23 protein-coding genes and 1 riboswitch are annotated in these 26,780 nt (G+C 49.6%); of the genes, 11 read left to right on the top strand and 12 right to left on the bottom strand.

Annotation, left to right across the window (positions count from 1 at the left end):
• The first annotated feature begins 172 nt into the window (after positions 1-172).
• The 3 genes from COW20_11710 to COW20_11700 are packed head-to-tail and all read left to right on the top strand — an operon-like array spanning position 173 to position 3,680.
• Positions 173-1,138 (top strand): hypothetical protein, encoded by a 966-nt coding sequence (locus COW20_11710; GenBank protein PIW47703.1) that lies wholly within the window; start codon positions 173-175, stop codon positions 1,136-1,138.
• Between the two features lie 18 nt (positions 1,139-1,156).
• Positions 1,157-3,034 carry a hypothetical protein gene (locus tag COW20_11705; protein PIW47702.1) on the top strand — a complete coding sequence of 626 codons (1,878 nt, stop codon included), beginning with the start codon at positions 1,157-1,159 and terminating at the stop codon, positions 3,032-3,034.
• A 22-nt stretch (positions 3,035-3,056) separates the two neighbouring features.
• On the top strand, positions 3,057-3,680 hold the full coding sequence (locus COW20_11700) for a hypothetical protein (protein ID PIW47701.1): 624 nt from the start codon (positions 3,057-3,059) through the stop codon (positions 3,678-3,680).
• Here the strand turns inward: COW20_11700 and COW20_11695 are convergent.
• The 11 genes from COW20_11695 to COW20_11645 all read right to left on the bottom strand — a co-directional run bounded on the left by COW20_11695 (position 3,677) and on the right by COW20_11645 (position 17,548).
• Positions 3,677-4,525, bottom strand: coding sequence for a hypothetical protein (locus COW20_11695; GenBank protein ID PIW47700.1), 849 nt, complete (start codon positions 4,523-4,525; stop codon positions 3,677-3,679). The two genes, COW20_11700 and COW20_11695, sit on opposite strands and share 4 nt — an antisense overlap.
• Before the next feature lie 18 nt (positions 4,526-4,543).
• A riboswitch (cobalamin riboswitch) is annotated at positions 4,544-4,669 on the bottom strand.
• The gene (locus COW20_11690) at positions 4,658-6,931 is read right to left on the bottom strand and encodes a hypothetical protein (GenBank protein ID PIW47699.1); all 2,274 of its coding nucleotides are present in this window, start codon (positions 6,929-6,931) and stop codon (positions 4,658-4,660) included. Its footprint overlaps the riboswitch before it by 12 nt.
• 48 nt (positions 6,932-6,979) lie before the next feature.
• Complete coding sequence (locus COW20_11685) at positions 6,980-7,729, bottom strand: serine/threonine protein phosphatase (protein PIW47698.1); 750 nt, start codon at positions 7,727-7,729, stop codon at positions 6,980-6,982.
• Between the two features lie 182 nt (positions 7,730-7,911).
• A complete protein-coding gene (locus tag COW20_11680) occupies positions 7,912-8,685 on the bottom strand; it encodes a hypothetical protein (GenBank protein PIW47728.1) in 774 nt (257 codons plus the stop codon).
• A gap of 60 nt (positions 8,686-8,745) precedes the next feature.
• Positions 8,746-9,807, bottom strand: a complete 1,062-nt coding sequence (locus COW20_11675) for a quinol:cytochrome C oxidoreductase (protein ID PIW47727.1) — start codon at positions 9,805-9,807, stop codon at positions 8,746-8,748.
• Positions 9,808-9,920: 113 nt separating this feature from the next.
• Positions 9,921-11,111, bottom strand: coding sequence for a hypothetical protein (locus tag COW20_11670; GenBank protein ID PIW47697.1), 1,191 nt, complete (start codon positions 11,109-11,111; stop codon positions 9,921-9,923).
• Positions 11,111-12,544 carry a hydrogenase gene (locus COW20_11665; protein PIW47696.1) on the bottom strand — a complete coding sequence of 478 codons (1,434 nt, stop codon included), beginning with the start codon at positions 12,542-12,544 and terminating at the stop codon, positions 11,111-11,113. Before COW20_11665 ends, COW20_11670 begins: the two co-directional genes overlap by 1 nt.
• Before the next feature lie 10 nt (positions 12,545-12,554).
• Positions 12,555-15,569, bottom strand: coding sequence for a molybdopterin oxidoreductase (locus tag COW20_11660; GenBank protein PIW47695.1), 3,015 nt, complete (start codon positions 15,567-15,569; stop codon positions 12,555-12,557).
• A gap of 11 nt (positions 15,570-15,580) precedes the next feature.
• Positions 15,581-15,808, bottom strand: coding sequence for a hypothetical protein (locus COW20_11655; GenBank protein PIW47694.1), 228 nt, complete (start codon positions 15,806-15,808; stop codon positions 15,581-15,583).
• Positions 15,809-15,819: 11 nt separating this feature from the next.
• On the bottom strand, positions 15,820-16,398 hold the full coding sequence (locus COW20_11650; GenBank protein PIW47693.1) for a cytochrome C: 579 nt from the start codon (positions 16,396-16,398) through the stop codon (positions 15,820-15,822).
• A gap of 157 nt (positions 16,399-16,555) precedes the next feature.
• Positions 16,556-17,548, bottom strand: a complete 993-nt coding sequence (locus tag COW20_11645; GenBank protein PIW47692.1) for an ATPase — start codon at positions 17,546-17,548, stop codon at positions 16,556-16,558.
• Between the two features lie 144 nt (positions 17,549-17,692).
• Here COW20_11645 and COW20_11640 point away from each other — a divergent pair, with 144 nt between their 5' ends.
• Positions 17,693-19,078 carry a hypothetical protein gene (locus COW20_11640; protein ID PIW47691.1) on the top strand — a complete coding sequence of 462 codons (1,386 nt, stop codon included), beginning with the start codon at positions 17,693-17,695 and terminating at the stop codon, positions 19,076-19,078.
• Between the two features lie 66 nt (positions 19,079-19,144).
• On the opposite strand, the gene COW20_11635 is transcribed toward COW20_11640, so the two are convergent.
• Positions 19,145-19,753 (bottom strand): hypothetical protein, encoded by a 609-nt coding sequence (locus COW20_11635; GenBank protein ID PIW47690.1) that lies wholly within the window; start codon positions 19,751-19,753, stop codon positions 19,145-19,147.
• Between the two features lie 334 nt (positions 19,754-20,087).
• Between COW20_11635 and COW20_11630 the strand changes: the two genes are divergently transcribed.
• From COW20_11630 to COW20_11600, 7 genes are all read left to right on the top strand, one after another.
• Positions 20,088-20,834, top strand: coding sequence for a hypothetical protein (locus tag COW20_11630; GenBank protein PIW47689.1), 747 nt, complete (start codon positions 20,088-20,090; stop codon positions 20,832-20,834).
• 9 nt (positions 20,835-20,843) lie between these two features.
• Positions 20,844-22,022 (top strand): glycosyl transferase family 1, encoded by a 1,179-nt coding sequence (locus tag COW20_11625; GenBank protein PIW47688.1) that lies wholly within the window; start codon positions 20,844-20,846, stop codon positions 22,020-22,022.
• Entirely contained in the window at positions 22,023-22,649 is a 627-nt protein-coding gene (locus tag COW20_11620; GenBank protein ID PIW47687.1) for a response regulator, read from the top strand. It begins immediately after the preceding gene.
• Positions 22,650-22,661: 12 nt separating this feature from the next.
• A complete protein-coding gene (locus COW20_11615) occupies positions 22,662-23,609 on the top strand; it encodes a tRNA (adenosine(37)-N6)-dimethylallyltransferase MiaA (protein PIW47686.1) in 948 nt (315 codons plus the stop codon).
• A 2-nt stretch (positions 23,610-23,611) separates the two neighbouring features.
• Complete coding sequence (locus tag COW20_11610; GenBank protein PIW47685.1) at positions 23,612-24,889, top strand: hypothetical protein; 1,278 nt, start codon at positions 23,612-23,614, stop codon at positions 24,887-24,889.
• A gap of 166 nt (positions 24,890-25,055) precedes the next feature.
• Positions 25,056-25,481: a hypothetical protein gene (locus tag COW20_11605; GenBank protein ID PIW47684.1), complete on the top strand. Its 426-nt coding sequence runs from the start codon at positions 25,056-25,058 to the stop codon at positions 25,479-25,481.
• Positions 25,478-26,626: a coproporphyrinogen III oxidase gene (locus COW20_11600; protein PIW47683.1), complete on the top strand. Its 1,149-nt coding sequence runs from the start codon at positions 25,478-25,480 to the stop codon at positions 26,624-26,626. The genes COW20_11605 and COW20_11600 overlap by 4 nt, the downstream gene beginning before the upstream one ends.
• Positions 26,627-26,780 lie beyond the last annotated feature (154 nt).

Genomic DNA, 26,780 nt, shown 5'->3' with positions numbered 1-26,780 from the left:
TACCTTGCCTGTGCAGTCTTTAGCTTGAAGTATAACATATCCCGAAAAGGGCTCTGAGCACTCAAACACAAGCCTCTTCGCAGCCCAAAGCGAGCGCATTTATCGGCAAAAAATTGACATAGCTCATACAATTTCAGGGAACAGCAGAATAAAATCAAAATGGAGGCTCACAATGAATTTAAACAGTTTAAATGCCATTCAAAATCTCCGCCAATCCCAGCAGGATGCAAGAACTGAACGTTCAGAAAACTTCTGTAAAAGTGGTTTTGAGCATCTACAAAGCGCACTTGAAGCGAAAGAAGACCCCCTCAAAAGAGAACATTTGAAAGCTGCCAGCCAAGATTTTGGTGAGGCCATACAAAATGCGCGCAGTCATATCGACGCCTATATCGGCATGGCCTATCTTTTAATCAGTTTGCACGATTATCGTCGGGCCTTGGACTATCTCAAAGAGGGCCAACGCATCTCAGCCCAGGATCCAGATATTTTACTGATGCTGGATATCCTTCAGACAGGCTCAGCACTCTCCACGCAACCCTCTAAGCCCCTCATTTCTGCCCCTGTTTCTCAGTCTGAAAATCCTGAAGTTGTTTTACAGGCACTTGAAAAAACCATTGTTCAGGCGCTTCAAGCGCTGATGCAGGAACCTCCCTTGCCCCCACAGCCTGTACACAGCCCCAAAGATCTGCATCACCTGATCCAAAACTACCAAGCCTGGAAAAAACGAGAACAGCAATTGCGTCTTCAATTGCAAGCTCTTTCTGAGGAGATGGAAGTGCTCGCACTTGAGCAAAAACTTCATCCCTTAGAATTGGCTCTCAACCGTCAATTACAGTTTATCCGCCTCTCCAAACAAATTCTGCAACTGGAAGATCGAATCCGTTCAGAAGAAGAACGGGTACGCACCGATCTTGAAAAAGCACAGCTCTTGCTCTCTCCTGAAGAACACCAGCGTCTGAATCTCGATCTTGAAGAATTTTTTGACGATTGTGATCATTTTGCGGATGAACTGGATATGCTTGAACAACAGAAAATTCAAATTCCAGAAATTCTTCGGCATTATGAAGCCCTGCTCGAAGAAGTTGAAAACTTCCACGAAACCCTGGACAGAGTGGAAGAGGTAACCCCAGCACCCTAAAAAGAGGAGACTTTTAAAATGAGTGATCTCAGTATCAGCCGAAGCAGCAGCAGTTTTCAACTGAGAGGGTTAAGTCAGGTCTCGCGTCCCCGCCCCCAACCCTCCTCTCCCCCGGAGCATGTGCAGGCCTCCCCCAAATCCTTCAGCCAAACCCGAACCCCAGCACTGGGAAGCAAAGCTCAAATCAAAGATATTCTCAAAGAAATCGAAACCATTGATCTCAGAGCCCTCTCAGAACAATCCCCATCCTTGGGCAAGCTCAAAACCTTAAAAAAATATTTGGGCAAGCCCGTTGGCATGCTCGACAAAGGCGTTTTTGGTGGATTTTATCGCAATGCCGATCACCGCAAACTGGCCCAGAAAATTCAAGAGTCTGGACATCAACTCTCCAGTTGGATTGAAGGAATGCACGAAGACCGCAAAACCCTCGGTAGTCTGGTGGATGCAATCAGGCAGGAACGGGAATTGGATTCGCCTGATGAACTGAAAATTTCCCGCTTGCTGGGTGAAGGCCAGCAAATCCTGAAAAAACAGGGCCTCGATCCACAGGGCACGCTCTTGCTCGGAGCGATTAATTCCCCACAACTGCCCGACCGGGTACTGGATGCGCTCAGTATGCTGAGTTCAGCACAAGAGGTCCTTCAATTTCAGGCCCAGGGATTGAGCAAGGATCTGCGCCAGATTGCGGAAAGTGCAAGTCCACTCAAAAAAGAAAGCAAAGTGGGATTCACCAGTGAACGCGCTGGACTGCTTCAAAAAATTTCTCCGCTGACTTCTTTCGCCAATCTAATCGCCCAGATCAGCCGGGCCAAAAGCCACACAGACTCCTGGAAAGAGGCTCTTACCCACCTGGACAAAGCCGACAAATTGGTTAAAGGGGCCCCCCTCAATATCATCGCAGGTGTAGCCGGCGGCCTGCAAATCATCGCCGAAGGGGCCGAACTGGTCCAAAATTACTCCAAACGCAAACAAGCCCTCAGCCGCATGGAAACAGCCCGCCTCACGCTGGCCTCACCTGAAGAGCGTACACAGTATGTGAGCAAGCTGCAGAAACAGCTGGGTGAAGTACAGAGTGGTCATTGGTACACAAGCAAAAGCAGCCGTCTGAAAAAGGCAGAGGCCTTGCAAGAAAAAATTGCTGGCATTCAGCAACTGCATCGCCACCTGGAAAGCCACCCTCTGTCAGATCAGAGCAAACAGGTCGCCCAGCAGATTATCAGCCGAGGCGACACCAAATTCAAGGCCGCCAAGATCATCAAAAACCTGGTCGGCATGACCGCCGGTGCAATTGGGATTGCAGTCGCCGTGGGCGCGCTGGCCACACCCGTAGGCTGGATCGCAGCAGGGGTCGCACTGGCAGGAACCGTGGGCTGCTTCGCCTACGCCAAATACCGGATGGGACAACGCGAGAAAAAGATTGGGCATTTGATGCAGGGCCAGGCACAGGCCAAACTCAAAATTCAGGATGGTCAACAGGAACGGGGCAAAACCCAGGAACAGATCCAGAATTTGAAACACAATATCAGCCTGAAAATAGACCATTTGCATCAGGAGATGAGCCGGGGAATTCTTCCCCAGGATTCAGAAGAAGCACAACAGCGCAGTCAGGAAATTGATGCCATGAAAGAATTGCTGGGCCGACTGGAAGAACATGAGCAAGCACTGGGGGGCTCGATTGAAAAGCTTCAGGGCATGCAAACACAGTTAACCCTGTCGCTGCTGGCCACCTCACCCAAACATGCCAGTGAAGCCATCTATGAAGGCGCAACCGCTTCGCCACCAGATCAGGGCATGCTCTATCTGGCTCAAACAGTTCTGCATGTCAATCTTAAACTGCCCAAAGAACAGGCCATGGCTCTGATGCAACGCGGCATGACCCTCGATCCCCGTTTCTAATTCAACCCAAGGAGAAATCACCATGAACAGTTTATCCACAGTCGCCTCCCAAGGACACACTGAAACCCCTTTAAAACGTCTGCATCAGATTTTAAGTTATGTGGGCTTCAACAGCCATCTGATCCCCCAGGGGGAAGAAAATCATTTTGATGCCCTGCTGGTTGCTTTAGATGAGGATCAAGAGCCCGACCAAGAGGAGTTCAGTACCATTGCGCAAATTTTTTTCAGCGAAGATTTACTGCGCTCCGAAGCCTTGCCCGATATTCAAGAAGAACTTGAAAATTCTGTCACCTTGCAGTTTCTTGTGCATTCTTCTTTAGATGCGGCAAATCTGAACGCTGAACGCTTGCTTGGGCTCTATCAGTTTCTCACCCGCTGCAATCGCATCATGCCAATCGGCCATTTTGACCTGGATCCCGAACAAAAAATCTTTTTTCACTATGGCCTCAAAGCAGAAAACCGGAATATCCCTGCAGCCTTAATTATCGATAGCCTGGAAAACTTTGGTTTTTTTATCAACCGCATGGCTCCGCTGATTCAAGATTTTATTCAAAGCGAGCGCAGTCTGGAAGACCTCAGCACACAGCTTGAAGAAGACTTGAGCCATGCCATTCAACAATATTTGCCAAGGGCAGAGGAAGCCTAAGTACGGGGATACAAAAACCGGATCAAAAGCTCAAGGGCATCCAGTACTCGCGGTGCTGGCCGCGAGATCAAATCATCGTTGATACGCAAGATGCGTCCTTTTTTAACCGCTTTGAGGCGCTCAAAGGGAGGGCGCTCTAAGTGAATACGGGGGGCGACAGTTTCAGGAAGAATCAGAACATCGGGATCGCGGCGCAATAAGTGTTCCAAACTGACATGTGGAAAAGCGGCCTGGCTTGGGGGAGCGGCATTTTCAGCGCCTGCCAGGTTCAGAATATCTCCAATAAAACTGTGGGAACCTGCTGAAATCAAAGGTTGATCCCACAACAGATAAAAAACACGGGGAGCTGTTTTTTGATGCGGAATACGGGCTCTTAAACGCTGGAGACGCTCTTGAAAAGCCTGAGCCGCCTGTTTTCCCTGCGGTGCATGGCCTGTGACCTGCCCCATCAATTCAAGATTGCGTCCGATCTGAGCTACAGAGGGAGTTTCTAAAGCCAAAACAGGAACCTTCAAACGCTTTAAAGGCGCAAGCACCCGCTTCATATCAGCAGTGACAAGTATCAGATCGGGCTTGAGCTTGACCAAAGTCTCAAGCGGAACATTGCCAAAGCGCCCCAATTGCTTTTTTTGACGGGCCTGAACAGGATAATTACAATCAGAGGTAACCCCGATGAGCTGTGCCGAAGCTCCCACCGCATAGAGCATTTCGGTAGTAGCAGGCGAGAGCGAGACAACTCGCTGGGGATGGGCTGGCCAAACCAGCGAGCGCCCGAAAAAGTCATCAAACGCCCAAGCGGGAAAACTGATAAAAAGCCAAAGTCCGAAAACGATCAGAAAACGCATAAATTTACTTCCTGTGCGCGCAGAGTATTTCTCTTTGGCAGTCTGGCTTCCTTGGCAGGTTACAGTTGCGGCACAGCCCCGGATTTACACCGGTGTTCCCCAAAAGAGATGTGTATCAATCTTGCAAAAATTTTAAAAATTACTGGCACTCAGCACTTGAATACGGGAATTGCCCTTATCCAGCACAAAGATTTCGCCTTCATCACTAACGGCAATGCTTTCAGGCCCCCAGAAATCATTGGGACCACGGCCCTTCGAGCCAAAGGACTCAATAAATTCACCCTTGGGTGAAAAGACCTGTACACGGTGATTCAAGGTGTCGGCCACATAAATCCGGCCTTTCAGATCCACTGAAATACCACGAGGAATACTGAACTCTCCATCGCGCACCCCACGCTTGCCGAATTCAAGGCGACAAATCCCGTGGCGATCCAAAACCTGAATCCGAGGAATGCCATAATCTAAAACATAGAGGTTGTCTTTTGAATCCAGGGCAATCGCATAAGGGGTTTTGAACTCACCCGGTCGGGTGCCAGGGCGGCCAAAAATCTTGGAAACCTGACCATTGCTATCCAAAACCTGAATACGCGAGTTTTCTGTATCCGCTACATAGATTTCATCCTTGGAACTGATCGCCACTCCATAGGGGTTCGAAAACTCACCCTTGGCCTTGCCAGTGGAGCCAAAGGCTTTGATAAATCGGCCTGAAGTGTCAAAGACCGCAATCCGACAGGTTCCAGAATCGACGACATAAATCAATCCTTGCTTGCTGACTGCCACATTACAGGGGGCTTTGAGATACTCCTGCTGACTGCTTGAGCGGATCAGATACTGCCAGTCCCCCATTTTATTGAAGACCTGGATACGCTGATTCTGGGTATCCGCGACAAAAATCATGCCCTGATGAATGGCCAGACCACGGGGTTGGTAGAATTGACCTTTACCCGCACCGACTTGTCCAATTTTATGAGTAAAGCGTACCTGCAAAGAGGATTTGTCAACTTCGCCGCCGCCACCTACTCCGCCCACACTGCCAGGGTGCGTGGCCCGCAAAGTAGGAGAGGGGCCAGGCTGTGTTGCCCCAGTATTCAAATGAGCAAAAGGACTGGAGGTTTCAATCGTGGAACGTTGGGCGGCATGATAGGTTCGGCGTGCGCCCGGAGATTGATCCGCCTCCTGCCTGGGATCTTTGGGCCGGGCAGCAGCACTTTGCCCCATGACACGGGGCGTGCTTTGGAAGGTCGTCGCCAAATCCATTAAATGGGTAAGACGTGAACGGAAAGCGTTGGGCTTTTCTGTTTTCTCAGGCTTTTTGGCAGGCTCCTCTTCCGGGGTGCGCAGCATGGGGCGATTCATCGCGGCGGCACGATCAAAGTTTTCTTCACGGGGCGAAGGCACCGTTTGGATCACGGCCGGACTTGCAGGGGCCGCAGCCGCCATTTGATCCAGGTTCAGGCCACAATAGGGGCAAAACTTAGCCCCTGCAAAGATCATGTTTTTCTTTTCACAGGGGCAAACCACCATGCCGGAAGCATCAGGCATGCCTGAGGCGGGAGCTGCTGCGGCTCCACTTTTTAACTGACGGATTGCATTCGCAATTTCCCCAGCTGACTGATAACGATAATCAGGCAGTTTTTGCAGGGTTTTCATGATGATCGTTTCCATCCGAGGATCCATATCTGGATTCAGACGGGTTGGAGGTACGGGATCTTCTGAAACGATTTTAAGAATGGTTGCACCTAAATTGCCGCCATCAAAGGGCAATTTACTGGTATAGAGTTCATACATCATCGCGCCGAAAGAGAAGAGGTCGGCCCGGTGATCGACAGCGCTGGAATTTTGCAGTTGTTCAGGGGAGATATACCCCAAGGTACCCAACATGGTTCCATCCTGGGTCATTTGCATCATGGGATTGCTGGTCGACATACGGGCAATCCCGAAATCGGTAATTTTTACAACGCCCTTCGAAGTAATCGAAATATTATCGGGCTTGATATCGCGGTGAACGACCTTGCGTTCATGGGCGTGCTGAAGACCTTCACAAATCTGAATCAGAATATCGTAAAGCTGGTCTTGGGAAAAGGAATGACCATCTTCCATATATTCCTTGAGGTTCTTGCCCTCAATAAATTCCATGGCAATATAGTGCTTGCCATTGTCTTCGCCAAAATCATGAATAGTAACAATATTGGGGTGCTGGAGGCCGCCAGCAGTCTGGGCCTCACGGTGAAAACGGGCAATAATTTCCTCTGCCGCTTTGACCAGGGCCGGATTAATCAATAATTCTTTAATCGCAACAATACGATCAATCCGAACATCTTTGGCCTTGTAGACGACACCCATACCGCCACGGCCAATTTCTTCAATGATCTCGTATTTGCCGAGAATCAGACTGCTATTTGTCATTTACAATAAGACTTCTGGTTCAATTTTTCGATCCGCATCTTAATTCAATCAGTCATTATACAAGAGCAGAACAGTGATATTATCTGTCCCACCATTTTCATTGGCAAGGGCAATCAGTTTTTCACAGGCGGGAAGCGGATCTTCATTGGCCAGAACAACTTCTTGCATCGTTGCATTGGTGACCATATTGGAAAGACCATCCGAACACATCAAAATGCGATCGCCCGGTTGTAAAACAAGCTCCATGGTATCAGGCTCAACATTGGCCTGCATTCCCAAGCAACGGGTAATGACGTTTTTATAAGGATGAACAGCGGCTTCTTCTTCAGAAATCGCGCCAGCTCGCACCAATTGTTGAACAACAGAATGGTCTTCTGTCAATTGTGAAAGCTGTTGATTGCGTATTAAATAGGTTCGGCTGTCGCCTACATGGCCAATAAACACACTGCCATTATAGGCAATCGCGACAATCGCGGTGGTGCCCATACCTTGGAGATGCTGATTGCTGAGTGAAGCCAAAAGAATCTGCTCATTGGCTTCCTGCAGGGCATAGCGAATAAGTTCTTCAATTGCCAAAGGGCTGTTTTCTTCTGCATCCAGGGCTTCTGTCGAAAAATCATAGGCAGACAAAATTTCATTGATGGTTTTCACGGCAATCCGACTGGCTTGATCACCAGCGGCGTGCCCGCCCATGCCATCTGCGACAATATAGATATGCTGATCTTCCAGAATTTCAAAGCTATCCTGGTTAATTTGACGAACTTTTCCTACATCTGTAACTCCAGCCGCTCGTACCACGTTCTTTCCTCACTCATTCAGCAAATCATATTTTTTTTGAAGCGAACTTCCGTAAAGGAACCGGACTCTGAGGGCCCTGCTTCATAATTCCACCGATAAAAAGTATTTACATACAGTCATCAGTTAAAACGGTAACTGAATTATAGCATACCGTTAAAAGCAGTCAGAGTCCGGCATCCTGATCACAGGAGTTTCTTCAGATAATCAAACAATTCCTGCCATTGTTGCTGTGAAAAACTGGCAACCCGGCTTTTAAAACCATTGTGAGAAGCATCAGCCAACGCGACCTTAGAAAACTCTTGCACATTGACTTTCCAATGGCGGGAGTGTTTTAAGAGCGTCAGAGCGCGCTCAGGATCATAAACAGCCAATTGAAAAAGCTTGGCACCAGAGGAGGCAGATTGTCCCTTGATCTGATTCATGGCTTTTTCTACCGCTGCGCGTTCACCGGCAGCTTCAGCAACCAGTTTTTCCATGGCCACCGCCACAGGAATCACCTTGCTTTTACCACTGGAAGCCAAAGCTTTCGCCAGCCCAAAGTCTTGATCCAGCTTATTCACTTCTGTTTCAGACAAATCTGAATAAATGCTTTTGTTCAAACTGCGAATAAAGTGAATAATCGCCACGCGATCCCCTGCGGGAATATGCGCATAGGACGACATTGGACTTCCGGCAAGGCCTTCTTCCAGGGTTTTATACAAACCTGCAAAAGAAGTGCCATTCTTCCAGTTGGCGTTGGCGTGAAAATTACGGGGTTTGGGATTCAGGGCGGCTGCGGCCAAGCCATCGCCTTTGCCTTGATCCCCATGACAGGAATTGCAATTGTTTTTCAGAAACAATTCCTGCCCCTTTTTAACCTGGGCATCCGAAGATTGAACCTGTTTCAAGAGGGCCGCATCGGCCAAGGCTTGGCCACTACTCAGATGAGCAGCGCCAAGTATCGCGATGCAGGCCATCACAGCCGCAGGCAATTTGCGTGTCAGTTGAGATTTCAAAAGTTTCATATTTCGTTTCTCCTACAGACGGAATGCCAAACCACGTTGCAGCTTGGGATCTCCAATTGCGACCAGGTTTTTCTTTTTGGCCTGCTGGGTGACCAGCACGATCAGGAAGCCCACAGCGATGGCGATAAAACCAAATTCTGTCAGCGCCAGGGTAGGACCTTTGGGTTGGAAAACAGGAACCACAATCCAGTAGAGATCCAGCATATGCGCAAAGATGACCCAGGCGGCCATGAAAAGCATACGATGGGGATTGCGTTTGTTTTTACGTTGAATCAAACCAAACAGAGGCCCAATAAAATGCACAAGAATCAAGGCAATGGTAATGACCTTCCAGCTGCCTTCCCAACGATGCAGAAACCAGGGGGTTTCTTCAGGCAGGTTGGCATACCAAATCAGCATGCCTTGGCTGAAAGCGGTATAGGTCCAGAAAACACAACCCGCAAACATGCCAAAACCCAGACTGTAATAATGATCACCGATAATCCCCTTGATCAAATAGCCATTTTCATTGAGCAAAATGACAGCAATCGTGAGCACGCCCAGAGCTGCCACCAGGGAGCCAGCAAAGAAATTGACGCCAAACATGGTTGAAAACCAATGGGGCTCCAAACTCATCAAAAAGTCAATCGCCAAAGCCGTGATTGAAATTCCGAAAACAGGAATAAACAAAGCTGACATTTTGACATTTTTATGAGTCATTTGCTGATCGCCGGTCGTATCCTGTTTCAGCGAACGACTGGAATAAAGCTTATAGAAGAGAATCCAGATCCCCAAAATCAAAGCCAGACGAATCAGGAAAAAAGGCTGATTCAAATAGGCTGCTTTACGGGCCAGAATTTCATCGGTTTCATGGGTCCAGAGATAGAGATCCTGCATAAAGGGCAGAATCGGCAGGGCAAACAGTGGTAAGAACAGCACTGTCGAAGCCAGAATTTCAAAGACACGGCGCAGGGGAGTGCTCCAGACTGCACCAGCCAGATATTCAATCGCTACCATAAACAGGGAGCAAACACCCACACCGGCCAGAAACATAAACAACATGATGCTGCTGTATTTGGCACGCAGGGGATCCATGGCAAAAGAGGCACCAGCCACAGCAAGACCAGCGATCAGGACTCCCCAGCCGATGGTCCCGGCCAGGGCCGGAAGGTTTTTCTTTTCGTAGTGTATAGCGTGTGTTGTACTACTCATTGCACGTCAGTTTCCTTCGGCTTGAGAGATCTTTGGAGCGCGCGGACATAGTGAACGACCGCCCAGCGCTCATCACGGGTCAGTTGCTTAGCATAAGAAGGCATCAGATTCTGACCATTGGTAATCACGTGGTAAATATTCGCGTCTTCCCACTCTGTCACTTTTTTGGAGTGAAGGGTAGGCGGTGCAGGGAATAAACCACGCAAACGGCTGTCACCTTCGCCATAATAACCATGACAGGCACTGCATTTGGATTCAAATTGCATTTTACCGGTCTGCAAAACGGCTGCGGTAACAGGCAGGGGGTTGGCCATGTATTTACCGGCCATGGCCTGCGCTTGGTTGGGGTCATCCAACTTGAATGGATAGGGCATCAATCCACGGGCGACAGTCCCCTCAACAGGCAACTGCATTGAGCGGCCATCAGCAAAAATACCATTGGGCGTTTGTGCCACAACGCGTTCCTGCTGATTCATAAAGGTAAAGGGCGGCATAAACACCATGCGGTTGAGGGCGAAATAGGCCAGGGTCGCAATACCCACAGTCACAAAAGCGCTGACCACGAGAAAAACAGGGCTGGTCAAAGAAAGACCTGACTTTTCTTCAACGGGGTCAAAATAAACAGGCTGAACCTGCTTGGCACCTAATTGCTCAAGCAACCCTTTGGCTTCAGCTTCATCAAAAGCAGCATCTGCGGCTTCAAGACAAAGACCAAATTTATCGTCAGAGGTGCGTTGCATATAAGGCGTATCATGCAGGGGATGATTGTTCCGGGGAAAACCCGAGACAATGAAGAACAGGATCAGAACGGTTGAAACCGCTCCGGTCAAAACCGTTACTTCAAACAGAATCGGGATATAACCCGGCAGGTTGAAATAAGGCTTGCCAGCCCAAATATTGGGATAATTGACCAGAGAAACCCAGGCAATAAAGCCCAGGAAAAGGAGCATACAAGTGGTCCCAATAATCAAGGTAACCCAACCAATTGGTGACTCACCCAAGCCCATGGCATCATCCATGCCATGCACCGGATAGGGAGTATGCACATCAAACTTGCGATACTTTTTAGAAGCTTCGCTCGCGGCATGCATAATCTCGTCGGGCGTATCAAATAAGCCCGTCATTGCGAAGAGTTTATTGTTTTGTTTTTGTTCGCTCATAACTGTATTCTCAGTTTTCTTGCTCATCAGTGGTCACCTCCGTGGTGACTGGGTTTGGCTTCATCCGTCACACTCTTCACTTCCGCGATTGAGATAACGGGCATGAACTTCACAAAGAGCAGAGTCAAGGTAAAGAACATCCCAAAGCTGCCCAGCAAGAGACCGAAGTCTACCAGTGTCGGATTGTACCAACCCCAGCTGGAAGGCAGAAACTCACGGGCCAGTGAAGTTACGGTAATGACATAACGTTCAAACCACATCCCAATATTCACGAAGATGGAGGCAATAAACATTACAGGCACAGAACGGCGCAACTTACGGAACCAGAACATCTGTGGGCTGATAACGTTACAGCTGATCATGATCCAATAGGCCCAGGAGTAAGGACCAAAGGCTCGGTTGATAAAGGTGAACTGTTCAATCAGATTGCCACTGTACCAGGCGATGAAAAACTCCATCCCGTAGGCATAGCCGACGATGGTACCGGTCAAGAGAATAATCTTGTTCATCTTCTCCAGGGTATCAATGGTAATCAGGTGCTGCATATCAAAGATATAGCGAATAAACACCAAGACCGTAACCACCATGGCAAAACCAGAGAAAATCGCGCCCGCAACGAAGTAGGGGGGGAAGATCGTGGTATGCCAGCCTGGCAATCCTGAAACCGCGAAGTCGAAACTTACGATCGTGTGTACAGAAAGTACCAGCGGCGTTGAAAGGCCTGCCAGAATCAGGTAAACCCGTTCATAGTGGCGCCAGTGGCGGTTGGAAAAACGCCAACCCAAGCTGAGCACAGAATAAATGGTCTTTTTAATTTTGCTGATCAGGTCTTTGCCCAAGGTGCGATCCCGCAGGGTCGCAAAATCGGGAACCAGACCGGTATACCAGAAAAACAGAGAGACGGTGAAATAGGTCGAAACCGCAAACACGTCCCAAACCAAGGGAGAAAGAAAGTTTACCCAAACCGCATGCTTATTGGGATAAGGGAATAAGTAAAGCGGCAACCAGGGACGGCCGGTGTGAAAGAGCGGAAACAAGCCCGCGCACATCACCGCGAAAATCGTCATGGCCTCTGCGAAACGGGCAATCCCGTTCCTCCATTTCTGCCTGAACAAAAATAGAATCGCAGAGATCAAGGTTCCGGCGTGACCGATCCCGATCCAGAAAACGAAGTTAACAATTGGGAAGGCCCAGGCGACGGGGATATTATTCCCCCACATGCCTGTACCATAATAAAAGCTGATTCCCCAGCACACCATTTCAAGCATCAACAGGGAAGCGGAAATTGCCAGGGCAATATACCACTTCAGGGTCGCCTTGCTTTCAATCGGGCGGGAAATCACCTCAGTAATGTCATGAAGACTCGGACTTTTGCGAACCACCGAGGGTTCAACAGAAAAGTCCCGGATAGTGCCATCGGGATTGATGGCGTCTGAACTCGGTCTGTTTGCTACCTGCATGGTTGGTTTCCTACGCGTGTGTATTTCTATGGTCGTGTGTATTTCTAAGTTTTGCGACATAGGTCACGTTCGGGCGGGCATTCACCTCTTCCAGAACATGGTAACCAGTCACATGCTTGCGATATTTCATAATGGGAGACTCTGAATCATTCATATCTCCGAAGACAATCGCATGGCTCGGGCAACTTTCCTGACAGGCAGTCGTGACATCGCTGCCTTTCAATGCCCGTTTTTCACGAATGGCTTCCTGGCGAGCCCACATCAAACGTTGCACGCAGAAGGTACATTTTTCCATCACCCCACGGGAACGGACAGTCACTTCTGGATTGTGCTGAAGTTGGTGGACTTCTTGACGGTAATAGGCCTTGGCAAAGCGATTGCGATAATCAAAGAAATTAAAGCGGCGCACCTTGTAAGGACAGTTATTGGAACAATAACGGGTGCCTACACAACGGTTATAGGCCATCTGATTGAGGCCATCCGGGCTGTGATTGGTGGCATTGACCGGGCAAACCACTTCACAGGGCGCGTTATCACAGTGCTGACAAAGCATGGGCTGAATTGAAACCGTCGGTTCTTCCGGCGTACCAGAATAATAGCGGTCCAAACGCATCCAATGCATTTCACGGCCTTTGTCTACCTGCTCAGGCCCGACTACGGGAACGTTGTTTTCAACATTACAAGCCATCACACAGGTGCCACAACCTGTACATTTATTGGCATCAATTGCCATTGCCCATTTCACACCCTCATAGGTATGCATTTTGGTGACATTGATCAGATGGTGGGTATGCATCGCTGCAGAGTGGGGATCTTTGACATATTCAGGATAATTGGCCTCATGGACAATACCCCGTTTGATATGCAGATCCTGTTCGCGCTCCAGATCGAAGGCGTGGTGCAATTGGGTGCAAACAAGATGTTTCTTGCCATTGCCTTTGCTCAAAGCGCCTTTCAGAATCCAGGGATTGTTTTGATCGGCTTTGCTCAAAAGCTGATGGGCATTGAAACCCACCTCGGAGCCAATCATTCCAGCGACAGAACGGCCATAGCCCAACTCAATCGCAATCACCTTATCCGCCATACCGGGTTGAACCAGGGCTGGGAGTTCAAGGGTACGGTTACCGACCTGAACCTGAACCAAATCATCGGTTTTAATTCCCAATTCATTGGCTGCAGTCACAGAAATCGCAGCATAGTTACTCCATACCACCTTGCTGACAGGGTGAGGAATTTCTTGCAGCCAGCCATTGCCAGCGAACTCGCCATCTCCACCGACCGCATAGCTGCGGCCCAGCAAGACGACAAAATCTTTACCGGTTTCAGGGGCTTGAGCTTCTTTTAAAGCCGAGGCTTTAAATGCACCAGGCTTTGCAACAGGCTCGGCATATTGCACAAAGCCGTCATGCAAAGCAGAATTCCAGAAGGTTTTAAAATCAGCCAGCGGCTTGACTTTGGTATAAACCTGTTTTTGCCAATAGTCTTGAAGATAGTGAAGATACAGATCCTCGGAATAGCTTTCACCCTTCAGCCAGGCCAGGAAAAGACCTTCTGCTTGGCGAGAATCATGAATTGGGCGAATCACAGGTTGTTGCAAAAGATGCAAGCCGGTACGGGATTTGAAATCACCCCAAGATTCGAGATCATGGTGCACGGGTAAAACATGCGTGCTCTTGGCAGTGGTTTCACTGACCTGAGTGCCAAGGGTGGCAATCAGGGGAACCTTCGCAACAGCCTCTGCATAGCCCAAATCAGTGGGCAGTTCAAAGACCGGGTTAGAACCCAAATGCAGAACAGCCCCCACGGCTCCAGATTTCATATCTGAAACGAGCTTTTCCCAATCCTGAACAGAGCTGCCCTCAAGCTGAGCAACAGAACTTTCCTGACGGTAGAGTGCACTCGCCCCCAAATGATCATTCAGGGCATTGACTGCAATATGGACAGCCTCCGGCAAACGATCACCGGCATAGACCAAAGCCTTGCCGTGGGAATTTTTCAAATCTTCAACCAAATGTTTGAGCACAGCTTCTGAAAGGCCATGCGCTTTGGCGACAGAGGCCAAAGTCATTGAACTGAGTGAAGAACCCAGTTCATTCAAAAGCCCCATCACCAGAGAATACTGGGCATCGGGCCGCAAACGCAGACGATAATCTGCATTCATGCCTGTCTGGCTCAGATTGCCTTCGGCCACATAAAAGCGGTTAAAGCTGGCTTTGTTCATAATGTCACGGCGATCGGCAAAAAGTCTTGCCATTTCAAGATCGCCTTCAACACCCAGGAAATCAGACTCCAGGGCCAGAACAACATCGGCCTGATCCCACTGCAAAGCGGGAAAAACGCCCTGGCCATAAGATTTTTTCCAGGCAGCCTGCCGCATGCCATCATGGAAAGTATTGTGGGTATAAACCTTTACATTCGAATAATGCGCCTGAAAATCTTTCAGCAATTGGCTGAAAGCAGGAGATAAAATGCTGTGCGCAATCAGGGCGACCTGCTTGTCTCCCTGCAAGGCTTTCCGAATCGCATCATCCGCCTCTTGCCAGGACAGCTTGGAGCCATCGGGCTTATGGGGTTTGCTCAAACGCTCAGGATCATAAAGCGCGGTCACGGAAGCCAGGAACTGGCTGTTAATATGCCCTTGGTTAAAGGGGTTTTCAGGGTTGCCCGCCAAATTAATAGGGCGCCCTTCCCGTGTACGTACCAAAACGCTACAGGCGGCATCACGGGTGCGAACAGCAGAAGCAAAGAATGTGGGGCGGCCCACAATAACTTCTTCTGTCTGGTGATTGTAGGGAACCACCTTGCCGTGATCCATGTAGGATTTACAGCTGGTCAGGGCAAACGCTGCGGAAGCGCCCATCGCGGCAAGAAAACGACGCCGTGAAACGGCGCCCATTTCAGAGGGGTCAAAATCATCGGTGACCCCTTGTTTAAATTCATGGCCTTTGGCCTCTAAAACTTCAGGAGAATCCTGTAATTCTTCGAGGGCCTGCCAATATTTCAGTGTAGGTTTATTCTGCTGCATTTCTCAGTTCCTCATTTATTTCGCTTCACTGCCTTCGGATGCACAGCAATACGCGCAGCATATCTGTTATTCGGCAAAGAATTTGAACGTTTTTTTAAGGGCAGGGGCAAAGCCAAGGCTTCGGTAGGCAGGAGTTGCAGCAACCAAGCTCCCAAAGCAGTTTTGCCCATCAGGGCCAGAAACTTACGACGTCCCAGACCTGACGGGGATTTTCCGTTTTGAATGTTTTTTTCTTCCATGGTTATCTCCGTTAACGGTGGCACGCTGTACAGTTTTCCGGCCCTTTTTTCAGACCGGTCAAATTGACCAGATGCGGATATTTCTGGGGCGCAGTACGGTGGCAGGCCAAACAATCAGCCATCATAAACGGCTTGGCTTGAGCCACGACAGGCATGGTTTGAATCTGACCGTGGCATTCCTGGCAGGCCAGACCTTTGTTGACATGCACGCTGTGGTTAAAATAAACATGCTCTGGAAGCTTGTGAATTCGCTGCCAGGGGATCGGTTTATTTTCCTTATAGAAGGCCGTCAGCTTTTTAATCTCAGGACGATCCGTTCGGGCCACAGTATGACAGTTCATACAGGTTTCGACGGCAGGCACATTGGCATGGCGTCCTTTTGAAGCTCCTGTATGACAATACTGACAATCAATTGCCAACTGCCCTGCATGGAGTTCGTGGGAATAGTTAATGGGTTGAGTGGGTTGATACCCGACGTGGTAACGCTCATCTCGAGATACAAAATAAGTCACTGTATAAGTTACAACGACGATCAGGAGCGTTACAGGCAAGTATATCCGGAGGATATAATCAAGAACAGACTTTCTCATGGGTCACCTGAAACATCTTTTTTTCTTAAATATAGCTTCAAACTTGAGTGCGGTTTCGATCAAGAGACCGATATCAGGATACCATTAAATCATCTCTGCGCCAGTGTATTTCATTACAAAAGCTTGGATTTTGGCCTCGGTTTCCTGAACAAACTCTTTAAGGCACCTGAATTTTCTCAAAGATCTTCTGCACGATCTGTTCTGAGGTAATTTCCTCAGCTTCTGCCTCATAAGTAATACTGAGACGATGCCGTAAAACATCCAAACCAATCGCCTTTACATCTTCAGGAATCACAAAGGCCCGCTTGTTTAAAAAGGCGTGCACCTTGGCACAGAGCGCAAGATAGATCGAGGCACGGGGAGAAGCGCCACAGCGGATCAAATGCTGGAGGTCCAATTGGTAGCGCTCGGGCTCACGGGTGGCAAAAATCAGATCCACGATATAATCGGCGATGGCTGGATCCAAATAGATCTGTCTGACCAGGGTGCGTGCCCCCACAATATCCTCGGCTTTTAAAACCGGCTGAACTTCTAGTTTTTCATTCTGATTGACCTGCTGCAGAATAATCGCCTTCTCCTGCGCTGGCGTCGGGTAATTGACCTGAACTTTGAGCATAAAACGATCCAACTGGGCCTCAGGCAAAGGATAGGTTCCCTCCTGCTCCAAAGGATTTTGGGTGGCGAGCACCAAAAAGGGGGCAGGCAGGAAATAGGTTTCCTGGCCGATGGTCACCTGGCGCTCCTGCATGGCCTCAAGCAGCGCACTTTGAACCTTGGCGGGCGCACGGTTAATTTCATCTGCCAGCAGAAAATGGGTAAAGATCGGCCCCTGTTTGACCTCAAAACTGTTGTTCTGGGGATTGTAGATCCGGGTGCCAATTAAATCAGCAGGCAAAAGATCGGGGGTAAACTGGATCCGTTTAAACCCCACATGCACAGCCTGGGCCAAGGTACTGATCGAAAGCGTTTTGGCCAAACCGGGCACTCCCTCCAGCAAAATATGCCCATCCCCCAAGAGTGCAATCAGCAAGCGCTCTACCAGGTTTTCCTGCCCCAGAATCACGCGGTGGATCTGCTGGCGCAAAGCTTCAAAATAAGGAGTGACCTGTTGCAACTGATCCTGCAGGCCGGAGAGATCGGGATGTTTCATAAAAATGGCTCCAAAGGCAAAAAATTAATTAAAAGTTTGAACTGACTTAAACTGAATTTTAATTTGCCCTGACAAGTTTGGTCAATCAAAGCTGGATAATCATCCTATAACGATGACGGATGAGAGAGTAAGAGGAACGCAATCATGAAGAATATTAAATTTTGGGCACTCGGTTTAACCCTCGCGGCTTCATTGACCGCTTGCAGCCGCAGCAATACCCTTCCCCCTGTCCCCTATTACCCTACCAGTCTGATGAATGCCCAACAGAATGATCCCAATCTGATGAATGTAGCTCCGGTTGCAGATCCCCTCAGCAACAATACCCTGCCGACCGATGTCACCCTGGGTCAGGTAGGTTCGATTGTCGGTCAGGTGGTCAGCAGTGGTGGCCAGCCCTTGCACAATGTTGAAATTTCTCTCGAAGGCAATCCCGACATCAAAACCACCAGCCGTCAGGGCGCTTTTACCCTGATGAATATTCCCGCTGGCACACAAACCCTGGTTTTCCGTTTTGGACAACTGGAAACCAAAGCCCAGGTCACGGTTGTTCCCAACCGGGCTGTTCCTCCTCAAAATAACCCCATTCGCATGCAGGGTGAAATCGGCTCTAAAGCCCTGGAAGCCGCCCTGCCCAACAAACAGATTGGCGCCTTTAAAGTCGACCAGGATTCTCTGCTCAACCTCTGGCAACCTGTCGGCCTTGCCGCTTCAGGTGGCACCCTCTATGTCGCCGCGATTGATACCCGCAGCCTGATTAAAAAAGGCACCGTGATCAAAATGAACAGCAGCGATGGCTCCGGCTGGAAAAACATGGCTTCTACCTGGTTGGGGCTGCGTCATCCCCTCAATGCCACCACCCGTGGCCTGACCCTCAACAGCGCAGGCCAGATTCTGGTCGTCGACGAAAAAAGCGGCACCTTTACGATTGATACCAGCAATGGCAGTGTGACCAAAGCCGATTCTGATGGTGCTCTGGATATTGCCAGCGGCGGCAACAAAACCTATGTTTATGGTCTCGGCGGTGTGGCTGAATCTGATGATACAGGCGTCAGCCGTACCCTGGTTTCTGGAGTCAATGCCAGTGGCAATCTCACTGTCGATAAAACAGGCAATGCCTATGTACCCGTACAGAACAAAATTTATAAAATCGAAGGCAGCACACCCTCTGTCTTTATTCAGGAATACCTCAATGCGCCCAAAGATGTGGCCGTCGATCCCCGCAATGGCGATCTCTATGTTCTGGATGGTGGCGAAATCAAACGCTTTGATAAAAATGGTGAATTCATTGTCAATTTTGGCAGTGGTGCGCTCGATGCGGTTTCGATCTGCATCGATGAAGAAGGTACCCTGTTTGTGGCGGATTTCTCCCGCGATTACCGCTCTGCTCAGGTGATCAAATTTGAACCCGCCCCTGTGGTCGATGCCAGCAGCGTAACCGCTCCTGCTGCCATGGACAGTGGCATGACCGATACCCTGCCCACCGATACGGGCAGTGATCTCTCTCTGGATCTACCAGAACTGCCCCAGTAAAGACACAAAAAAACAGGTTTTGGAGAACTCCAAAGCCTGTTTTTTATTTTTTGCAGGGACAGAAACTTAGTCCAACCCCCAATTTTCAGCGCCATCGGGATCGATCATTTCAAGCTCATTATAGAATTCTTCAAGCAATTCCTCACGCGATCGCATGGCTCCGACATCTTCATAGCTGTCGTGATAGCCCATTTCCTCTTCTTCTTGATAGCCGGGCACCGCCTCGTCAAAATCACTGAGAGAGCCCAACATTTCCAAACTGAGTTGAAACATACGCAAGAACTGAAAGAAAGAACCCGCCATACGCAAATATTGGCGACCGGAGGCTTTGAATACCCCCGCATCCCCCTCTTCTGAATCAGAAAGTTTCAGCAAAAGCGGCTGTTCATCATAGAGCCCAATCACCAGAAAGCCATCCTGGCTGTAGTTTTTCGACTGCACCAACTCCAATTCATCCTGAAGATAAAAGGTCAGGGCATGGTATTGGGCAAAACGGATTTCAGCACCATTCGGCGCAAAATGTTCAAGAAACAGGCGATAGCTGACAGGCAGGTCAACCGAGCCTACCCGCTTCAGTCCACCAGCGGGATGCCTGATCAATGAATAATCATGGCCCAAACGATCTAATACAGCTTTCAGATCGTCAATAACATCTATCAGGACATTCTCCTGCATGGCATTTCACTCCTTGGCTTCGTCTAAACCATTGAAATATATATTTAAGGATTCAGCAAGCCAAACCGCTCAGAAATTACAAAGAGATTCTCTTTTTATGCACACCCTCTTCCTGAAATCAGCCCCCTCCCCTCTGAATTTCAAACAGCATGACTGCCCCCCAACTCTCAATCGAGAATTCAGAAATTATGCATAAATTTACGCCGAAGTCTGTTTAGCAGCTCTGAAGTTTGGGCATAATAGTCTGTATACACAGGGTAAAAAATTATAAATTTTGAGGGCTGCGCTCTCAAAATGAGCAGACAAAAAAAGCGTAGATAGCCAGGGAGTTAAAATGAGCATAAAAAAAACAGCAGCACAGAAAATACCCGCCAAAATCCTCTTAATTGATGATGACCCTATTCTTTGTCAGGTATTTCAGGATATGTTCGTGACTGAGCCCTGGAAAATTGAAACCGCTCTGAATGGCGCCCAAGGTTTGGCAAAAGCAGCCCAAAACACTCCTGATATCGCCATTTGCGATATCATGCTGCCGGATATTAGCGGTATGGAAGTCTGTCGCATGCTCAAGAAAAAGCATCCCCAAATGCAGGTGCTTTTTTTAAGTGGCCTGGATGCCACCACTGAGAAAGTGATTGGCCTGGAACTGGGGGCCGAAGATTATATAACGAAACCCTTTGGCATGCGGGAATTACGTGCCCGGCTTCGCGCCGCTGTGCGCCGCAAAGGAAAATATTTTCCAGAGCTGACAGCCTTTGCCCCGCCCCAAGCTCCCATTAAGCGCAAACTCTATGCAGCAGGCGAATTGGTCTTCAATACACAAACGCGCGAAGTTTCGGTTCGCAATAAAATCCTTCACTTAACCCAACGTGAATTTGAAATTTTTAAAATTCTGGCCCTGTCTCCAGATAAAATATTTACCCGTCTGGATCTCACTGATCTACTCAAAAACAAAAACATCAACGAACGCACTATCGACGCGCAAATTCGCAGGCTCCGTGATAAGATAAAGAGCGAAGACTTACCCCAATATATTCAAACCGTCCGGGGGATTGGCTATCGCTTTCACCCGGGTAGATAGAGGAACACTATGAAAATCTTGATGTTGACCTGGGAATATCCCCCACGCGTCGTTGGCGGCCTGGCCCGACACAGTGAAGAAATTTCAGAAGCTCTGGTACATGCCTGGGAACAAGTCGAAGTGGTCACTGCCGATCATCCGGGGACTCCCGCTTTCGCACAGGTCAAGGGTGTCAATATTCACCGCGTCAAAGATTTTCAATTTGAAGCGCCTGATTTTTTCTCTTGGGTTCTCCATTTTAATTTTGGGATCCTGCGTAAAGTTCAGGAACTCATGCAAACCCAAAGTTTTGATATCATTCACGCCCATGACTGGCTGGTGGCCCATGCCGCCATCACGCTCAAGCACATGTACAATCTGCCTTTGATTGCCACCATTCATGCCACTGAATCGGGCCGTTGGAGCGGAATTCACAATAAAATCCAAGCCTATGTGCACAGCATGGAATGGTATCTCAATTATGAATCCTGGCGCACGATTGTCTGCAGCCAGGCCATGAAAAGTGAAGTCATGGGCAATTACAACCTGCCCGCCAGTAAAATAGATATTATCCCCAATGGGATTAAACGCGATAAATTTCTGTTTCCCTTTCCCGATGCCATGGATTTTCGCCGCCGTCTGGCGGCCGATCATGAGCCCTTGATTGTCTCCGTAGGCCGCATGGTTCCTGAAAAAGGCTTTCAGATTCTGGTCGAAGCCGCCGCAGAGGTTTTGCGGGAAGTGCCCCATGCCCGCTTCGTAATTGCAGGCAAAGGCCCGATGCTCGAAGAGCTGCGCTACAAAGCACAAGCCCTGGGCATTGCCGATCGGGTGATTCTGCCCGGCTATGTTTCAGATGAAGACTTGCTCAAGCTTCTGCGTGTGGCCGACGTTGCCGCCTATCCCAGCCTGTATGAGCCCTTTGGCATTGTTGCACTGGAAGCCATGGCAGCCCATACCCCCGTCGTGGTTTCAGATACCGGCGGATTGGGAGGCATTGTTGAGCATGGCGTCACCGGCATGAAAAGCTATACTGGTTCACCGGATTCTTTGGCCTGGGGCATTAAACAGGTCCTCTTCCATCCTGACTGGTCCAAATGGATGGTGGATCAAGCCTATCAGCGCCTGATTGACACCTTCAACTGGGATATTATCGCCGATCAGACCAAACAGGTTTATCAGCGTGTTCATCAGGAATTTCAAGCCTAAATGCACATCTTAATAGCAGAGGACGATCCTGTCTCTCTGCGAACCACCAGCAATATGCTCCGCCGTTGGGGCTACCGTGTCAGTGAAGCAAAAGATGGGCAAGAAGCCTGGCAGATGCTGGAAGAAGATCCCGCTCCCCTGGTGATTTTTGACTGGCTGATGCCGGCTCCCGATGGTTTGGAACTCTGTCGTCGCATGCGTCTGAGTGAAACACACAAATCTACATATATCCTGTTATTAACAGGCATGGAGGGCACCCAGAACCTCATTCAGGGGCTGGAAGCCGGGGCCGATGACTATCTTTTTAAGCCCGTCGATCCGGGTCAGCTCAAAGCACGCCTGAATGTCGGCGAACGCATTCTCAACCTTCAGCAAACCCTCTTGCAGCGTTTGAATGAATTGGAAGAAGCACTGGCCAATGTCAAAGAATTGCGAGGTCTTTTGCCAATCTGTGCCTATTGTAAAAAAATTCGCAATGATGAAAATTACTGGGAAAAACTTGAACACTATGTCTCACATCATACCCATGCCCGCTTCAGCCATGGGATTTGCCCTGACTGCTATGAAGGGGTCTTAAGCCGTGAAATTCAAGCCATGCGTAAGGAAAACTCACAAGAAACGCCTTGAAGAAGTTTGCTCATGAATCCAAGCCAAAACCCCCTCGTCGTGATTGCGGGCCCCACTGCCTCAGGAAAAAGCAGTCTGGCCCTGGAATTGGCGCGCCACAATCAGGGTGAGCTGATTTGCGCCGATTCCCGCCAAATTTACCGCGAATTGAATATTGGCACCGCCAAACCCTCATTGTCTGAACAGGAAGAAATCCCCCACCACCTGTTTGACATCGCCGATCCACGTGAAACCTTTACCGTCACCCAATATCTCCTGGCGGCAGAGCAGGCCCTGCATGCGATCTGGCAAAGAGGCAAACTGCCGATCTTTGTGGGCGGAACCGGACTTTACCTGAAAACCCTGCTCTATGCATATCAAATTCCTGAGGTCGCTCCCCAGCCTGAACTGCGTGCTGAACTGCTCAAAGCTGAAAGCGAAAAGGGAGAAGGCTATTTACACACTGAATTGCATCGGATTGATCCCCCAAGCGCCGAAAGACTGCATCCCCATGACCTGCGCAGAATTATCCGGGCCCTTGAAGTTTACAGGGTGACAGGTCAAGCACTCTCTGAACAGCAAAGCCGTTCAAGTGAACTGCGTTATTCCTGTATTTACCTCGGTCTGAGCATGCCCCGTGCCTTGCTCGAACAGCGGATTGTGCGGCGGATTCAAGCCATGATTGATGGGGGTCTGGTCGAAGAGGTCAAAGCACTCAGAGAGCGCTATGGCGCGGATTTGCCCCTGCTTCAAACCTTAAACTACCGTGAAATCGCAGACTTTCTCGATAGCAAAACAGACCTGAAAACAGCTCAAGCAGAAATGCATATCCATACCCGTCAGTATGCCAAACGCCAGATGACTTGGTTTCGCAAAGATCCGGGGATTCACTGGGTGGAGCTGGAGCAGGAAGATCTTCGCCCTGCCCGAGAATGGCTGATAAAACAAGGGCTTCAATTTCCAGCCCGGAAAGCAGCTTGAGCATGGCCTCCTGGTTTCAAAAATCTGCCCCCCCGCCCGACAAAGAGCCTCAGGATTTTTCGCTGCGGATTGATGCCCACCCAGATACCCATTTGCTGCAATCGCTTCAGATCAATGAAACAGACAGTATTCAAATCCTGCAACTGGGAAAACACTACTATGCACAAAAAAAGACAAAATACCAACGTTCCCAGCCGCTTTTGATCCAAGATACTGCACTCTGTGAAAAAATTCGCAAGCAGCAAATTTTGCCCCTGCATTTGGAACCGCTTTTTGACACCCCGCCTGCCCATGCCCAATTGGATATTCTGCTGGATGATCACAGCCCTGCCCTCTCACTTTCGGCCCAAGGCAGTTCTCAACCCAAGGGGTCGGCCCAGCTCACCCTGCGTTTGAAAGAAGCCATGGCAGATTTCATTGAAAACAATCCCGAAACAGCTTCGGCGCTGAATCTGGGCAAAGTTCCGAAAGAGCGCACAGCGGCCCCGAAACAATCTGCGCTTTCCGCCTACGCTGAACACGGTTCGCTGGGGGGAAAAACGCCCGAACTCCCGGCCCTGAATGAACTGACTCGCCCGGTCGTGCTCGCCGCTCTGCAGCAAGCCAGTGAAAATCAACAGGCCCACTTGGAAAAGGCGCAAAAGCTCAAAACTAGGCTGACCGAACAGAGCCAAAAACTTGAAACCCTGCTTGAAGAATTGCCCAATCTGGAAGCCCGCCTCAACAAACTGAGCGAGCGTTTGGTGCAAATTCACCACCACTTTAAACTTGAAAAACTTGAACCCGAAAGTTTACTCCAAAAAACAGCGCAGGAACTGGCCCAATTACAAACCCGCATGGAAGAGATGCTGACCGAAGCGCTCAGTTTGCAAAACCTACTGGAACTCTATCCCCAGAATCACAACCCCCACCTCAAAACGGGTGTGGATCAACTCAAACGCCTGATCCATGAAATTGTTGAACAGCGGCACCAGGTCAATTATTTTTTACAGCAACACGCATTTCAGGAGCTTGAGCAGTTACGCCTGGAACACCTGCTCAAACGCCAGAGCGAACTCGAAAACGCCATTCAGGAATTAAAAACCTCAATAGAACAATTGGAGCGTATCAACCAGGAAATTCTGAACCAGGATCCTTTGGCTGTGCCAGAACCCATTCCCGCCCTGGCGCTGCATGAACTGAGCCGCCTGGAAACCGAACTCGGGTATCTGCGCCAGGATCCAGTATGGAGATTGAAACCCCGAGAAAAAAGTGCAGCTCAACAGGAGCCCCTCAAATGAAAGACAAACTCAAGCAAATCCTTTTCCTTTTTCTGACCTTTCTGGGTTTAACCCTGCTCATTCCCACGCTGTTTAAACACCACCCCTTTGTGATGCTGCCGTTTTTGGGAATTCTTGCGATTTTATTGATGCGGCAAAGTCTGTTTGCCCCTCAAGAGCCACCCGCATGAGTTGGCGTCTGCTTCTCTTGCTCAGTATCCTGTTGGGCAGCTCGCAAGCCCAGGCCGTGCCCAACAGCCCGTCTCCCTGCCAGGAAAAAATCATTATTCAAGCCGTGGAACCCGTTGTTTTGCTGGGCAAGCCCCAAGTCAAAATTTTAGCCCGGATAGATACAGGCGCAACCCTTTCCAGTATTGATGCAGATCTGGCGCAAAGACTGGGCTTCAAAACGCCCATTCGCCAGACCACCGTGCGCAACGCCCATGGCATCAGCCACCGACAGGTGGTTAAAATTCCGTTTCTGATCAAAGGGCTCAAACGCGAAGCCGAGTTTACCCTGGCCGAACGCAGCCAGTTGGATTACGAGGTTTTGTTGGGGCGCACCAGTTTAAAGGGCTTTCTGGTCGATCCTGGTTCTGTGTCACAGCCATGACCCTCCCCGCCCGTGGGCTTTACCTGCATCTGCCTTTTTGTTTGCGCAAATGCCGCTATTGTGATTTTACCGTGCGGGTTTTGCAGAAACGCACCCAAATCACCCGCTATCTGGAAGCCCTCGGACACGAACTCAAGGCCTTGGGCCAAATTCCACAGACCCTTGAAACGCTCTATCTGGGAGGAGGCACCCCCTCCCTGCTCAATCAGGCAGAATTGTCAGTGCTGATCGCCGCCCTGCGCCAGCATCTCGATCTCAGCCAGATCAAAGAATGGACCCTTGAGGTCAACCCCGAAACTGGCTCAAAAGCTTATTTTGAATTCTGTCGGACCCAGGGCATCAACCGCATCAGCCTGGGTATTCAAAGCTTCAACCCCGCTGAGCTGGAAGCCTGTGGGCGCAGCCACCGCCTTGAAGATATTCAAACCTGCCTGCAGGCTTTGCGTGAGAGTGGCTTTGAAAATATCAGCTTTGATCTGATCTTTGGCCTGCCAGGCCAAAATTTGGCAAGCTGGCAAAATACCCTGGAACAGGCCCTGAACCATCGGCCCAGCCATCTTTCACTCTATGGGCTGGAAGTGCATGCTGGCACAGAATTTGGCTGGTTGGAACAAAAGCAAAGGCTGAGCCGCCCCCACGAGGACGAAGAAGTGGCCATGTACCAATGGGCCTGTGAACGGCTGCAACAGGCAGGGTATGATCACTATGAAATTGCCAATTGGGCCTTGCCCGGCAAAGCCTCACAGCACAATCAACTCTATTGGCTGGCAGCCCCTGTGCTGGCCGCCGGAGTGGGCGCACATGGCTACTGGCAAAACAGGCGCTATGCCAATTCAGAGGATCTGCTGCACTATTATGCACAGATTGAAAACGGGCACTGGGCCTGGGAACACACCCCAGTACAAAGCCCCCAGGAAGCTGCCGCCGAACGGATCATGCTCGGCCTGCGTTTGCTGCAGACCGGGCTGGATGCCCAGCGCTTTGAAGCGGATTTTGGCCTGCCCCTGACCCAAGCCAGCCCTGAACTGCTGGCTTTGCAAGCAGAAGGGCGCCTGTTCTGCGAGCAGGGCCATTGGAAGCTCGCGCCTGAGAGTGTGATGCTCAGCAATGAGATTTTTGCACAGTTGCTTGAGCCTCGGCTCTGATCGGGCCGCCTCTGAGAGGCCTTTCAATTGCCAGAGCATTTTCTTGATCAGCACAGCACATATTTAAAATAAATCGGGCTGCCGATCATCCAACTGAGTGGGTCTCCTGAGGCCCCATTGGGGGTGATATAAGCAATATCTTGTGTTCCTGCAA

Source organism: bacterium (Candidatus Blackallbacteria) CG13_big_fil_rev_8_21_14_2_50_49_14 (genome assembly GCA_002783405.1).
In the GTDB taxonomy this organism is placed as follows: Bacteria; Cyanobacteriota; Sericytochromatia; order UBA7694; family UBA7694.
The sequence above is the reverse complement of the archived record's forward strand: the minus strand, read 5'-3'. Positions and strand labels throughout refer to the sequence as shown.

Bases quoted from the DNA above. Each gene is read 5' to 3' on its own strand.
- COW20_11710 (PIW47703.1), top strand. From the start codon at position 173: ATGAATTTAAACAGTTTAAATGCCATTCAAAATCTCCGCCAATCCCAG.
- COW20_11705 (PIW47702.1), top strand. From the start codon at position 1,157: ATGAGTGATCTCAGTATCAGCCGAAGCAGCAGCAGTTTTCAACTGAGA.
- COW20_11700 (PIW47701.1), top strand. From the start codon at position 3,057: ATGAACAGTTTATCCACAGTCGCCTCCCAAGGACACACTGAAACCCCT.
- COW20_11695 (PIW47700.1), bottom strand. From the start codon at position 4,525: ATGCGTTTTCTGATCGTTTTCGGACTTTGGCTTTTTATCAGTTTTCCC.
- COW20_11690 (PIW47699.1), bottom strand. From the start codon at position 6,931: ATGACAAATAGCAGTCTGATTCTCGGCAAATACGAGATCATTGAAGAA.
- COW20_11680 (PIW47728.1), bottom strand. From the start codon at position 8,685: ATGGCCTGCATCGCGATACTTGGCGCTGCTCATCTGAGTAGTGGCCAA.
- COW20_11675 (PIW47727.1), bottom strand. From the start codon at position 9,807: ATGGATCCCCTGCGTGCCAAATACAGCAGCATCATGTTGTTTATGTTT.
- COW20_11670 (PIW47697.1), bottom strand. From the start codon at position 11,111: ATGAGCAAGAAAACTGAGAATACAGTTATGAGCGAACAAAAACAAAAC.
- COW20_11665 (PIW47696.1), bottom strand. From the start codon at position 12,544: ATGCAGGTAGCAAACAGACCGAGTTCAGACGCCATCAATCCCGATGGC.
- COW20_11660 (PIW47695.1), bottom strand. From the start codon at position 15,569: ATGCAGCAGAATAAACCTACACTGAAATATTGGCAGGCCCTCGAAGAA.
- COW20_11655 (PIW47694.1), bottom strand. From the start codon at position 15,808: ATGGAAGAAAAAAACATTCAAAACGGAAAATCCCCGTCAGGTCTGGGA.
- COW20_11650 (PIW47693.1), bottom strand. From the start codon at position 16,398: ATGAGAAAGTCTGTTCTTGATTATATCCTCCGGATATACTTGCCTGTA.
- COW20_11645 (PIW47692.1), bottom strand. From the start codon at position 17,548: ATGAAACATCCCGATCTCTCCGGCCTGCAGGATCAGTTGCAACAGGTC.
- COW20_11640 (PIW47691.1), top strand. From the start codon at position 17,693: ATGAAGAATATTAAATTTTGGGCACTCGGTTTAACCCTCGCGGCTTCA.
- COW20_11635 (PIW47690.1), bottom strand. From the start codon at position 19,753: ATGCAGGAGAATGTCCTGATAGATGTTATTGACGATCTGAAAGCTGTA.
- COW20_11630 (PIW47689.1), top strand. From the start codon at position 20,088: ATGAGCATAAAAAAAACAGCAGCACAGAAAATACCCGCCAAAATCCTC.
- COW20_11625 (PIW47688.1), top strand. From the start codon at position 20,844: ATGAAAATCTTGATGTTGACCTGGGAATATCCCCCACGCGTCGTTGGC.
- COW20_11620 (PIW47687.1), top strand. From the start codon at position 22,023: ATGCACATCTTAATAGCAGAGGACGATCCTGTCTCTCTGCGAACCACC.
- COW20_11615 (PIW47686.1), top strand. From the start codon at position 22,662: ATGAATCCAAGCCAAAACCCCCTCGTCGTGATTGCGGGCCCCACTGCC.
- COW20_11610 (PIW47685.1), top strand. From the start codon at position 23,612: ATGGCCTCCTGGTTTCAAAAATCTGCCCCCCCGCCCGACAAAGAGCCT.
- COW20_11605 (PIW47684.1), top strand. From the start codon at position 25,056: ATGAGTTGGCGTCTGCTTCTCTTGCTCAGTATCCTGTTGGGCAGCTCG.
- COW20_11600 (PIW47683.1), top strand. From the start codon at position 25,478: ATGACCCTCCCCGCCCGTGGGCTTTACCTGCATCTGCCTTTTTGTTTG.